The following is a 12,171-nucleotide window of genomic DNA, read 5'->3' as shown; positions in this document are numbered from 1 at the left end:
TCCATGGCGAAGAAGTCGAAGAAGCAGCAGTCCGGCGGCACGCCCGCAACCGTGGCCCTGACGGCGGCGGGCGTCACGTACACCGTCCACGCCTACGACCACGACCCGTCGCACCCTTCCTACGGCGAGGAGGCCGCCGAGGCGATGGGCGTCTCGCCCGACCGGGTCTTCAAGACGCTGGTGGCGGACGTGGACGGCACGCTGACGGTCGCGGTGGTCCCGGTCGCGGGCCAGCTGGACCTCAAGGCCCTGGCAGCAGCGGTCAGCGGTAAACGCGCGACGATGGCCGACCCGGCCCTGGCCGAGCGCACGACGGGCTACGTCAGGGGTGGCATCTCCCCCTTGGGCCAGCGCAAGCGCCTGCCGACCGTCCTGGACGAGTCGGCCACCGCCCACGCGACGATCTGCGTGTCGGCGGGGCGCAGGGGCCTGGAGGTGGAGCTGTCGCCGCAGGACTTGCAGAAGCTGACAGGGGCGGTCCTGGCCCCGATCGGCCGCGCCTAGACCTCGCCGGCCCGAGGGCGATGGTGCCTGGACCTCGCCGGCCCGAGGGCGATGGTGCCTGGACCTCGCCGGCCCGAGGGCGACCGCACCTGGACCTCGCCGTTCCACCGGCGACCGCACCTGGACCTCGCCGTTCCACGGGCGACCGCGCCTGGACCTCGCCGGTCCGCGGGCGATGGTGCTGCCGGAGCGGCGCCGGTCCGAAGAGGGGCGGCACCCGCGACGCGCCGCCCCCAGCCCCCCTCGCAGAGCCTTAGGAAGCAGGTGTGCCCTGGTACGGCTCGGGTTCCGGGTCGCGGGGTCCGAACAGCGCCATGAGGCCGAGGTGCAGCACCAGTGCGGCCAGCGGCCAGGCCAGGAGCGCTCCCTTCGCGCCCAGCTTCAGCGGCGCGTCGAAGGTCACGCCCCGCCCGACTTCCCGCGCGTGCGCGATCACGTCCTCGGCGGGTCCGAGCCACACCCCGACCCGCCAGGCGAGCAGCGACCCGAGCAGCCCTCCCAGGGCCAGCCCCACCACCAGCGGCACGCCCCCGCGCCGCCGCAGCAGGAAGACCACCAGCGCGCTCACGGCCCCGAAGGCCAGCCCGAGCAGCGTGAACGTGCCATCGACGCCGATCGCCTGCTCCCCCTCGGTGTCCTTGAGGTAGACGACCCAGTTCTTCTCCACCACGTCGCCGACCAGCGGCACGTGCGGCGCGAGCCACCACCACAGCACTCCGAGCAGCACCCCGCCGAGCGCCACGGCCACGGCGATCACCGCGGCCTCCCGCAGTTCCGTCTTCATCCCGGGGCCGTCCTGTCCGTACCAGCCGGGGCCGGCGTGCTCGGCGTGCTGGGACCCGGGCGCCACGGGCCCGGCGTCCGGCGGCTGCCACGAACCCTGTGCGGAGTGTCCATGCGGCGGCGGGGGCGGAGTCAGTGGTGCGGTCACCCTGCCATCGTGCCAGGCCCGCCTGTGTGCCGCGTCACCGGACGACCCCTCCGCGCTCAACGGACGGCCGCCCGGCGGTACGCCCAGGTCGCCACGGCCAGCGAGACGACGCCCACGACCCCGCACACCGCGAGGTCCCCGAGGACGAAGGCCCAGTCGGGATGCGGCCCGAACGTGCGCGCGAAGGCCTCCACTCCGTACGTCGACGGCAGCAGGTCCCGCGCGAAGCGCACGACCTCCGGCATCCGGTCCGCCGGCAGCACCCCCAGCAGCAGCGCCGCCGACATGCCCAGCTGCCCGAGCAGCGTGGCCAGCTCCGGCCGGGGAGCGAGCAGCCCGAGGGCCGCGCCGAGCCCGGCGAGAGCCGCGCCCGCGAGTGGGATCACGGCCATGAGGACCCACAGGTGGGCCATCGGCAGCCCGAACAGCACACAGCCGAACACCGCGGTCACGACCGTCCCGGGCACCGTGAACGACGCGTACGCGCCCGCCGCGCCCAGCACCACCGCCGCCGGCGGCACGGGCAGCGTCGCGTAGTGGTCGAGTCCCCCACTGGCCCGCAGCTGCCCGAAGTACTGCGCGAGCAGATTCAGCGCGACGAAGGCCACCACCAGGACCGACGACCCCGCGACGACGGCCTGCGCCTCCGCCCCGTCGTCCACGACCCCGCGCATCAGGATCATGATCCCGACCGACTGGAAGGTCGCCACGAACAGCAGCGGGATCCGCGCCACCCTCGCCCGGGACAGCTGGGCCCGGTACACGGCCGCCAGCGACGGCCACAGTCGCGCCCGGGGCCCGAGCTCGGCCGCGCCCGCGGCGGGCTGGTCGGCGGCCAGGGCACTGCCCGGCAGGACATCGGCGGGTACGACACTCACGTCGCGCTGCTCCCCTTCGCTCGGGTCCACTGCGGCAGTCGCCTGTTCGGTACGGATCCGGCGGCCCGTGTGCTCACGGCCCGCGCGTCCGGCGCCCTGGTGCTCACACCTTCACCAGCCCCTGCTGCACGGCACCGCCGAGGGCCAGGTACACGTCCTCCAGGCTCGGCGTGGCCAGGGTGAAGTCGTCCAGAGCGGCGAAGGCGACCCCGCCAGTGACGGTCGCGACGACCGCCCGGGCCTCCTCGGGCCCGAGCCGGAGCGTCCAGCGGCGGCCCGACTCCACGACACGGTCCTTCAGGGCGGCCACCTCGGGCACGTGCAGCGGAGCCGCGTCCCGCCACACCAGGTCGACGCGCACCTCTCCGGCGACCTGCTCCTTGAGCCCGGCGGGCGTGTCGCAGGCGATCACCCGTCCCCGGTCGAGGACGGCCACCCGGTCCAGCACCGTCTCGGCCTCGATGACGTTGTGCGTCACGAGCAGCACGGTCGTCCCGCGCTCGGCCCTGCGCCGGTCGACGGCGGACCACACGGCCCGCCGCGCCACCGGGTCCATGCCGGTGGTCGGCTCGTCGAGCACGAGCAGCGGCCGCTCCCCGACCAGGGCCGCCGCGAAGCACGCCAGACGCCGCTGGCCCCCGGAGAGCTTCTTCAGCGGCCGCCCGGCGAGCGGCGCGAGGCCCAGCTCGTCGAGGACGGCGTCCCGTTCGGCCCGCGCCTGCCGCACGTCCAGGCCGCGCAGCCGTCCGGTGGTCTCGGCGGCGAGCGACACGGTCAGCTCGTCGAGGGCGGTCGACTCCTGCCCGAGGTAGGCGAGGATCCGCGCCGCCCGCTCGGGGTGGCGCACGATGTCGTGGCCGAGGATCTCCACACTGCCGCGGTCGGGCCGCATCAGCCCGGTCAGCTGGCGCACGAGGGTGGACTTGCCGGCGCCGTTGGGACCGAGCAGGCCGAAGATCTCGCCGCGGCGGATGTCCAGCGTCACGTCGTCCGTGGCCCGGACCTCGGGCGCCGCGGGAGTGCCACGCCGGCCCCGGACCGCCGGATAGGTCTTGGTCAGCCCGCGCACCGCGCACACGACGTCACCGTCGTGCCGAAATGCCTGTGCCGCGCGCTTACTCACAAGGGACGAGACTACGGGGTCGGCGGCCCCGGTCCGCCCTCGGGTCGGTCCGTACCGGGAAATCCGTCGGCAAAGAACTCAGGCCTCGACGGGTGGGTGATCCACGCCCGTGCGCACGCTGATCTCCCGCCAGAAACCGGCCCGGATGGCGTATCGGTCCCGCTCGTCGATCTGGTCGTCCTTGTGCGCGAGCAGGCCGAAGCGAGCCGCGTAGCGCAGCAGCTCCCCGTCGACGCGGTGCGGGATACGCGGGTACATCCCGGACAGTTTCGGCAGGTGGGTCTGGTCGCCGAGGCGTTCCACCCAGCGCCTGGCGAAGACCTGCCCCACCTCGAAGGGGTCACCGCCGACGGTGGTGATGTCCTCTTCGCGGTCGGCCCACCGCTGCTCGGCCGTGGTCAGCTGGGCGAGCGTCGGCATCGAGGCGGCCTCGGGGGGCTCGGCCGTGGGCCGGTCGACCCAGCCCTTGTCGGAGGACCACCGGAGGGTGGCGGAGGCGGGATGCTGGGCGGACTGGGTGCCGGGGGCGCGCAGGGCGGCCAGGTCTTTGGGCGTGGGAACGCCTTTGGGGGCGGGCACCCGCTCCTCGGTGCCGTTCTGCCCGGGGCCGGCATCCTGGTGCCGGGGCTGCGGGGCGGTGCGGTCGGTCGCGGTGCCGAGCGCGGAGTCGGGCAGCGGTGCGGAGAGGATGGCGGCGATCTCGGGCCGGGGCGCGGGCTGCGGCGCGCACACCCCGGTGAAGTCCTTGGCACGGACGGCCTTGGTGATCCACGTCCGGTCCAGGACGCGCCGCTCGTCGGCTTCGGCGACCAGGTCCTCGGACTGGTTGTAGTCGCCGTCGGCGGCCTGGACGGCCCACAGGTGGACGGCGACGCCGTGCTCCTTGGCGGCCATCATGCCGGGCAGCAGATCGCCGTCGCCGGTGACGAGGACCACGTCGGAGCAGGCGCGGTTGCGGGCCAGTTCGGTGAGCTCGGCGTGCATCGCCGCGTCGACGCCCTTCTGCGCCCAACGGCCGTCGCTGCGCGTCAGGGCGCCGAGCCGGACGGTGACCCGGGGCATCACGCGCAGCCTGCGGTGCTCGGGCTGCGGGACGCGGTCGGGGGCGCCGTCGAACCAGTAGATGCGCAGCAGCGGCTGCTGGGTGTCGGACTCGGCGCGCTCACGCAGCCCCTGGATGAGGGCGGTGTGGTCGACGGTGATGCGGGACCGCGAGGGTTCCCCGGCGAGGAGACTCGCCGCGGCTCCCAGCAGATACCCAGCGTCCACCAGGACGATGCAGCGGTCCACGCGACTCACCCTCTTCCCAGGAGGTTTGCTTCGGGCTCGCTTCGAGTCTGCCCGACGGTGCGGAGGTTAACGGCCGGAACTCGATCTTCGGCGTGGCGTTTCGGGCGCTCCCGCCGCGACCACCCCTGTCACGGACGGTAATTGTCCGACATGCGATCGTTGTCGGCCTGTGTGAATCTGGTCCCGGCCCTGGCCCCTAGTCCCCCACAGGAGGCATCACCATGGCCAAGAACAAGAACCGTGACCGTAAGCAGCAGCGTCCGACCGAGCGTGGCCGGCGGGCCGACCGCAGCCCCGCCTCGCAGACGGAGCCCCAGCCCGAGGTCGAGGCGACGCCCGGCGAGATGGCGCCGTCCGGAAAGCGAAAGCGCAGCTTCGGCCACAACTGACGTCTGCGTGACGGGCGGTTGAGCCCGCACACGCACACGCACGAGGGGCGTACCCGATGTCGGGTACGCCCCTCGAGTGCCTCAAGATCCCTGCGTCACCGCGCCGGGCAACGGCCTCACCCGGTCGGCCCGGCCAGCTTCACCTGGCCGGGCAGGACGGCCTCACCCGGCCAGGCAGGACGGCCCGAGCAGCACCTTCAGGTCGCCGAAGAGCGCCGGGTCCGGCTTCACCCGGTGCCGGTCCAGCCGCAGCACGGTCGTCTTGGTCGGCCCCTGGAGCTTGATCCGGACCTCGCTGTCGCCCTTGTGGTGACTGAGGACCTCGCCGAGGCGGCTGACCAGCGGCGGGGTGACCCGGGTGGCCGGGATGGTGAGGACCACGGGTGCGTTGGTGCCGGCGTTCGACAGGTCCGGGATCATCAGCTCCATCGCGACCAGCCGGGGGATGTCCTCGCGCTTGTCGAGGCGGCCCTTGACGAACACCACGGCGTCCTCGACGAGTTGCGTCGAGACGAGCTGGTAGGTCGCGGGGAAGAACATGCACTCGATCGAACCGGCGAGGTCCTCGACGGTGGCGATGGCCCAGGCGTTGCCCTGCTTGGTCATCTTGCGCTGCAGGCCGGAGATGATGCCGCCGATGGTGACCACGGAGCCGTCGGAATAGTCACCGCCGGTCAACTGGGAGATGCCCGCGTCCGCCTTGTCGGACAGGATGTGCTCCAGGCCGAACAGCGGGTGGTCGGAGACGTACAGACCGAGCATCTCCCGCTCCTGGGCGAGCAGATACGTCTTGTCCCACTCGTCGGGCGAGAACTCCACGTCGAGCCCGAAGCCCGGCTCGCTGGTCTCGGCCTCGCCCATGCCGCCGAAGAGGTCGAACTGGCCCTCGGCCTCCTTGCGCTTGACCGCGACCACGTTGTCGATCATCGGTTCGTAGTGCGCGGTGAGGCCCTTGCGGGTGTGGCCCATGGCGTCGAAGGCGCCGGCCTTGATCAGCGATTCGGTGGTGCGCTTGTTGCAGACCACCGCCTCCACCTTGTCGAGGTAGTCCGGGAAGGAGACGTACTTCCCCTTGGACGTGCGGCACCTGATGATCGACTCGACCACGTTCGTGCCGACGTTGCGGACGGCGGAGAGCCCGAAGAGGATCACGTCGTCGCCCTGGGCCGCGAAGTTGGACATCGACTCGTTGACGTCCGGCGGGAGGACCTTGATGCCCATGCGCCGGCACTCGTTGAGGTAGACGGCCGACTTGTCCTTGTCGTCCTTCACGGACGTGAGCAGCGCGGCCATGTACTCGGCGGGGTGGTTCGCCTTGAGGTACGCCGTCCAGTAGGAGACGAGCCCGTACGCGGCGGAGTGCGCCTTGTTGAACGCGTAGCCGGCGAAGGGGACCAGCACGTCCCACAAGGCCTGGATGGCCTCGTCGCTGTAGCCCTTCTTGCGGGCGCCCTCCTGGAAGAGGACGAAGTTCTTCGCCAGTTCCTCGGGCTTCTTCTTGCCCATCACACGGCGGAGGATGTCGGCCTCGCCGAGCGAGTAACCGGCGATGATCTGGGCGGCCTTCTGCACCTGCTCCTGGTAGACGATCAGGCCGTAGGTGACGTCCAGGACCTCCCTCAGCGGCTCCTCGAGCTCGGGGTGGATGGGCGTGATCTCCTGCTGGCCGTTCTTGCGCAGCGCGTAGTTCGTGTGGGAGTTCATGCCCATGGGGCCCGGGCGGTACAGGGCCGACACGGCGGAGATGTCTTCGAAGTTGTCCGGCTTCATCAGCCGGAGCAGGGAGCGCATGGGGCCGCCGTCGAACTGGAAGACGCCGAGGGTGTCGCCGCGCTGGAGCAGTTCGAAGGTCGTGGGGTCGTCGAGCGGGAGGCTCAGGAGGTCGATGTCGACCCCCTTGTTGGACTTCACCATCTTGACGGCGTCGTCCATGATCGTCAGGTTGCGCAGGCCCAGGAAGTCCATCTTCAGCAGGCCGAGCGACTCGCAGCTCGGGTAGTCCCACTGGGTGATGGTGACCTTGTCCGTGTGCCTGACCCAGACGGGCACGTGGTCGGTGATGGTCTCGCTGGACATGATCACGCCGGCGGCGTGCACGCCCATCTGCCGGACCAGGCCCTCGACGCCCTTGGCGGTGTCGATGACCTTCTTCACGTCCGGCTCGTTCTCGTACATCGCCCGGATCTCGCCCGCCTCCGAGTAGCGGGGGTGCTCGGGGTTGGTGATGCCGTCGAGGTTGATGCCCTTGCCGAGGACGTCGGCCGGCATGGCCTTGGTGAGGCGGTCGCCCATCGCGTACGGGTAGCCCAGCACGCGTGCGGAGTCCTTGATCGCGTTCTTGGCCTTGATGGTGCCGTACGTTCCGATCATGGCGACCTTGTCGGCGCCGTACTTCTCCGTCACGTACCGGATCACCTCGACGCGCCGGCGCTCGTCGAAGTCGATGTCGACATCGGGCATGGAGATGCGCTCGGGGTTGAGGAACCGCTCGAAGATCAGGCCGTGCGGGATGGGGTCGAGGTCGGTGATGCCGAGGGCGTAGGCGACGATCGAGCCGGCCGCGGAGCCCCGTCCGGGGCCGACCGCGATGCCCTGCTTCTTGGCCCACATGATGAAGTCGGCGACCACGAGGAAGTAGCCCGGGAAGCCCATCGAGATGATGGTGTCCATCTCGTACTCGACCTGCTTCATGCGGTCGTCCGGGATGCCGTCCGGGAAGCGGCGGTTCATGCCGCGCAGGGTCTCCTCGCGGAACCAGCTGACCTCGGTGTACCCCTCGGGGATGTCGAACTTGGGCATGAGGTCGCGCTTTTCGAACATGCCCGTGGTGTCGACCATCTCGGCGATGAGCCGGGTGTTGGCGCAGCCCTCCTGCCAGGCGTCCGAGGAGTCGATGGCGTACATCTCGTCCGTGGACTTCAGGTAGTAGCCGGTGCCGTCGAACCGGAAGCGGTCGGGGTCGGAGAGGTTCTTGCCGGTCTGGATGCACAGCAGCGCGTCGTGGGCGCTCGCCTCGTGCGCGTAGGTGTAGTGCGAGTCGTTGGTGACCAGCGGGGGGATGCCGAGCTTCTTGGCGATCTCCAGGAGGCCGTCGCGGACCCGGTGCTCGATCTCGATGCCGTGGTCCATCAGCTCCAGGAAGTAGCGGTCCTTGCCGAAGATGTCCTGGTAGTCGGCGGCGGCCTTCAGGGCCTCGTCGAAGTGGCCGAGGCGCAGCCGGGTCTGGACCTCGCCGGAGGGGCAGCCGGTGGAGGCGACGATCCCCTCGGACCACTGGGCGATGGTCTCCTTGTCCATCCGGGGCCACTTCTGCAGCCAGCCCTCGGCGTAGGCGTCGGAGGACAGCCGGAAGAGGTTGTGCAGGCCGGTGCTGTTCACGGCCCACATCGTCTTGTGGGTGTAACCACCGGAACCGGATACGTCGTCGCGCTTCTGGTGCGGCTGACCCCACTGGATCTTGCGCTTGTTGCGCCGGGACTCGGGCGCGACGTAGGCCTCGATCCCGATGATCGGGGTGACTCCGGCCTTCTGCGCGGAATGGAAGAAGTCGTACGCCCCGTGCAGGTTGCCGTGGTCGGACATGGCGATGTGCGTCATGCCCATCTCGTTGCACGCGTTGAACATGTCCTTCAGCCGCGCGGCACCGTCCAGCAGCGAGTACTGGGTGTGGACGTGCAGGTGCGTGAACGGCGGCTTTGACACGGCTGCGGCCTCCAGAGGAAACATACGACACATGGGGCCCGGCAGGCTGCGGACAGTCTGGGGGGCAGCGTCGAAGTCTATGCCTCCGCACTGACACCCCGAGGGCTGACCCGCGTACCTTCTGGCGAGGACCGCGGGCACTCCCGCGAGCCGCCGCACGTTAGCCATCAGGGCGGACCTGCCGCCCCGACACGCATGTACCAGGAGGCACCCAGCGATGTCGTTCCCGCAGCTCAACGACGAGCACCGCGGTGAGGAGATCCTCGCCGTCTTCGACACCGCCTTCGGCGAGCTCCTGGCCGCCGACCCGGCCGCGTTCCGCGTGAAGTTCCGGAAGATGGCGGCCTCGGCCTTCGCGTTCTACCGGGGCACGGCCGGCCTTTTCTACCACGATCTGGACGCAGGGAACGCCGGGCGGGGTGGCGAGAGCAAGGTCAGCGGGCCGTACCTGGACGAGCGCACCTCGCGCGTGTGGATCCACGGCGACCTGCACGCGGAGAACTTCGGCACGTACATGGACTCCAACGGCCGCCTGGTCTTCAACGTCAACGACTTCGACGAGGCCTACGTCGGCCCCTTCACCTGGGACCTCAAGCGCCTGGCCGCCTCCATCGCGCTGATCGGCTACGCGAAGGCGCTCAGCGACGGGCAGATCTCCGAGCTGGTGACGGTCTACGCGGTCGCCTACCGCGAGCGGATCCACGCCCTGGCGACGGGGGCGAAGAGCGACGAGGTGCCGCCGTTCACGCTGGACACGGCGCAGGGCCCGCTGCTGGACGCGCTGCGTGACGCTCGCTCGCTGACCCGTTTCGGCCTGCTGGACTCGATGACGGAGATCCGCGACTTCGAGCGCCGTTTCGCCGCGGGAGGCGGCTCGGTCGAGCTGGACGCGGCCACGCGCTACAAGGTGCTCGCCGCCTTCGACGGCTACCTGGAGACACTGCCGGACAGCTCGCTGACCCGCCCCGACTCCTACCGTGTGAAGGACGTCGTCGGCCGGCGCGGCATCGGCATCGGCTCGGCGGGGCTGCCGTCGTACAACATCCTGCTGGAGGGGCACAGCGACGCCCTGGAGAACGATGTCGTGATCTACATCAAGCAAGCCCAGACCCCGGCGGTCTCCCGGCACATCACGGACCGGGCGATCCGCGACTACTTCCAGCACGAGGGGCACCGCACGGTCATCTCCCAGCGCGCCCTCCAGGCGCACGCCGACCCGTGGCTGGGCTGGACCGAGCTGGACGGCTCGGGCCAGTTGGTCGCCGAGGTGTCGCCGTACGCGGTGGACCTCGACTGGGGCGACATCGACGACCCGGAGGAGATCGCCCAGGTGGTGGCCGACCTCGGCCGGGCGACGGCCACGATGCACGCGGCGGCGGACGACCAGTCCGGCGAGTCCCTGGTGCCGTTCTCCACGGAGCGGGCCATCGACGCGGCGATCGCGGCCGACGAGGAGGGCTTCGCGCCCCTGCTGGTCGACTTCGCCCACGGTTACGGCGCCCGCGCGCGTGCCGACCACCAGATCTTCGTGGACCTGTTCCGCAACGGACGGATCCCGGGCCTGTGACGTAAGACCTGTCACAGGCATCCTTTAGGGGTCCCTTACAGGCCCACGTGACACACTCTCCTATCGCTATGGACATATCCGGGATGCAGCTCAGAGCCGTACGCGCGGCGCTGTTCACGGCCGTGGTCGTGACGCTCAGCACCGCGTCGCACGTCCTGCTGTCCCGGGCCCCGCTGCCGATGGGCACCGTGGCGGCGGTCGCCACCGCCGTGTTCGTGATCGCGTTCGCCCTGGCGGGCCGCGAGCGCTCCTTCGGGAGGATCGCGGCCCTGCTGATCCCACTGGAACTCGCCGCCGACACCGTGTTCACCACGGGCCAGCACGCCTGCTACGGCCGGGCGGGCGGTCCGGTCGCCGGCCCGCTGCGCTCGGTCGGCCTGGACGTGCTGTGCGGCGGCGGCGAGGTCGGCACGCCCCTGGCCCGGATGGCCGGCGCCACCGGCACGGAGCGGCTCGCGACCGCGGTCGCCCAGGCCGGTCCGGCCACCGCCTGGCTGCTCCTCGGAGCGCACATCGGGGTCGGCCTGCTGGCCGCCGTCTGGCTGCGCCGTGGCGAGCGGGCCCTGGCCCAGCTGTTGCGGGCGGTGACGGCCACCACGTTCCGGCCGCTGCTGCTGGCGGTCGCCGCGGTCGTGGTGGAGCGGGTCCCGGCCGGACGGCGCCTGCCGGCGCGTGCCGCCGACCGCACGCCCACCGCCTTCGACCGGATCCTCGCGTACTCCCTGGGACGGCGTGGACCGCCGTGCTCACCCGCCTCCGCCTGAGGCATCCGCCGTCGCGGGAGGCACCTCCGCCCGCCCGCCCGGCGGCGCTTTCGAGCACCGGCAGTCCCCCTTACGTATCCCGCACACACAGGTGTGCGCGTCCCCTACGGAGAACATCACCATGAGCAAGCGCAACAGCCAGTCGGCGAAGACGGCGGCCCGTGAGCGGCTGCGCATCGAGCGCGAGCGCGAGGCCAAGCGGGCGAAGACCAAGCGGCAGGTCATCGTCGCCTGCTCCATCGTCGGTGTCCTGGCGATAGCCGGCGGCATCGGCTACGCGGTCGTCCAGGCCAACAAGCCCACCCACTGGGAGGCCGTGAAGGACGAGAAGGTCGTCACCCCCGCCAACACCACGGGCACCGACGGCACCACGGTCGTCATCGGCAAGGCCTCGGCCAAGAAGACGCTGAAGATCTACGAGGACCCGCGCTGCCCCGTGTGCGCCCAGTTCGAGCAGACCGTCGGCCCGACGGTGAAGAAGGACATCGACGACGGCAAGTTCAAGATGCAGTTCGTCGGCGCCACGTTCATCGACGACAAGGACAACGGCGAGGGCTCCAAGAACGCGCTGAGCGCGCTGGGCGCCGCACTGAACGTGAGCGACCAGGCGTTCCTCGACTACAAGACCGCGCTGTACTCGGCGAAGTACCACCCGGACGAGACGACCGACAAGTTCAAGGACGACAGCTACCTCATCAAGGTCGCGGACACCGTCCCCGAACTGAAGGGGAACAAGAAGTTCCAGGACGCGGTCGAGAAGGGCACCTACGACGCCTGGGCGATGGCCATGTCGAAGACCTTCGACGACAACAAGGACGGGGTGAAGGGCACTCCCGGCTTCGTCATGGACGGAAAGCAGCTCACCGCCGACAGCCAGGGCACGCCGCTGATGACCGTGGACGACTTCAACCGGGTCGTGGGCGAGGCCCTCAAGAAGTGACGGCAGGTCAGGGACCGGCAGGCGTGTGAAGGGCGGGCGAACTTCCGGAGTTCGCCCGCTCCGGCGCATACCGGCCAGTAACC

The 12,171-nt window shown here is 70.7% G+C and carries 10 protein-coding genes; 5 read left to right on the top strand and 5 right to left on the bottom strand.

The window, feature by feature from the left end:
- Window positions 1-3: 3 nt before the first annotated feature.
- A complete protein-coding gene (gene ybaK, locus AB0B29_RS22050; protein ID WP_362242282.1) occupies window positions 4-504 on the top strand; it encodes a Cys-tRNA(Pro) deacylase in 501 nt (166 codons plus the stop codon).
- A gap of 253 nt (window positions 505-757) precedes the next feature.
- On the opposite strand, the gene AB0B29_RS22045 is transcribed toward ybaK, so the two are convergent.
- From AB0B29_RS22045 to AB0B29_RS22030, 4 genes are all read right to left on the bottom strand, one after another.
- Complete coding sequence (locus AB0B29_RS22045) at window positions 758-1,435, bottom strand: AAA family ATPase (protein WP_362242280.1); 678 nt, start codon at window positions 1,433-1,435, stop codon at window positions 758-760.
- Window positions 1,436-1,491: 56 nt separating this feature from the next.
- Entirely contained in the window at window positions 1,492-2,313 is an 822-nt protein-coding gene (locus AB0B29_RS22040; RefSeq protein WP_362242277.1) for an ABC transporter permease, read from the bottom strand.
- 103 nt (window positions 2,314-2,416) lie between these two features.
- Entirely contained in the window at window positions 2,417-3,391 is a 975-nt protein-coding gene (locus tag AB0B29_RS22035) for an ABC transporter ATP-binding protein (protein ID WP_362243066.1), read from the bottom strand.
- A 123-nt stretch (window positions 3,392-3,514) separates the two neighbouring features.
- A complete protein-coding gene (locus AB0B29_RS22030) occupies window positions 3,515-4,726 on the bottom strand; it encodes an NYN domain-containing protein (RefSeq protein ID WP_362242274.1) in 1,212 nt (403 codons plus the stop codon).
- Window positions 4,727-4,947: 221 nt separating this feature from the next.
- Between AB0B29_RS22030 and AB0B29_RS22025 the strand changes: the two genes are divergently transcribed.
- Window positions 4,948-5,115 (top strand): hypothetical protein, encoded by a 168-nt coding sequence (locus AB0B29_RS22025; RefSeq protein WP_362242271.1) that lies wholly within the window; start codon window positions 4,948-4,950, stop codon window positions 5,113-5,115.
- Between the two features lie 162 nt (window positions 5,116-5,277).
- Here AB0B29_RS22025 and dnaE read toward each other — a convergent pair whose 3' ends face one another.
- Entirely contained in the window at window positions 5,278-8,817 is a 3,540-nt protein-coding gene (gene dnaE, locus AB0B29_RS22020) for a DNA polymerase III subunit alpha (RefSeq protein WP_362242268.1), read from the bottom strand.
- Between the two features lie 217 nt (window positions 8,818-9,034).
- On the opposite strand from dnaE, the gene AB0B29_RS22015 reads away from it, so the two are divergent.
- From AB0B29_RS22015 to AB0B29_RS22005, 3 genes are all read left to right on the top strand, one after another.
- On the top strand, window positions 9,035-10,384 hold the full coding sequence (locus AB0B29_RS22015; RefSeq protein WP_362242265.1) for a DUF2252 domain-containing protein: 1,350 nt from the start codon (window positions 9,035-9,037) through the stop codon (window positions 10,382-10,384).
- 68 nt (window positions 10,385-10,452) lie between these two features.
- Complete coding sequence (locus AB0B29_RS22010) at window positions 10,453-11,148, top strand: hypothetical protein (protein ID WP_362242262.1); 696 nt, start codon at window positions 10,453-10,455, stop codon at window positions 11,146-11,148.
- A gap of 121 nt (window positions 11,149-11,269) precedes the next feature.
- Window positions 11,270-12,088 carry a thioredoxin domain-containing protein gene (locus AB0B29_RS22005; protein ID WP_362242259.1) on the top strand — a complete coding sequence of 273 codons (819 nt, stop codon included), beginning with the start codon at window positions 11,270-11,272 and terminating at the stop codon, window positions 12,086-12,088.
- Window positions 12,089-12,171: the final 83 nt, after the last annotated feature.

This window comes from Streptomyces tibetensis (assembly GCF_040647715.1).
GTDB lineage: Bacteria > Actinomycetota > Actinomycetes > Streptomycetales > Streptomycetaceae > Streptomyces > Streptomyces tibetensis_A.
The sequence above is the reverse complement of the archived record's forward strand: the minus strand, read 5'-3'. Positions and strand labels throughout refer to the sequence as shown.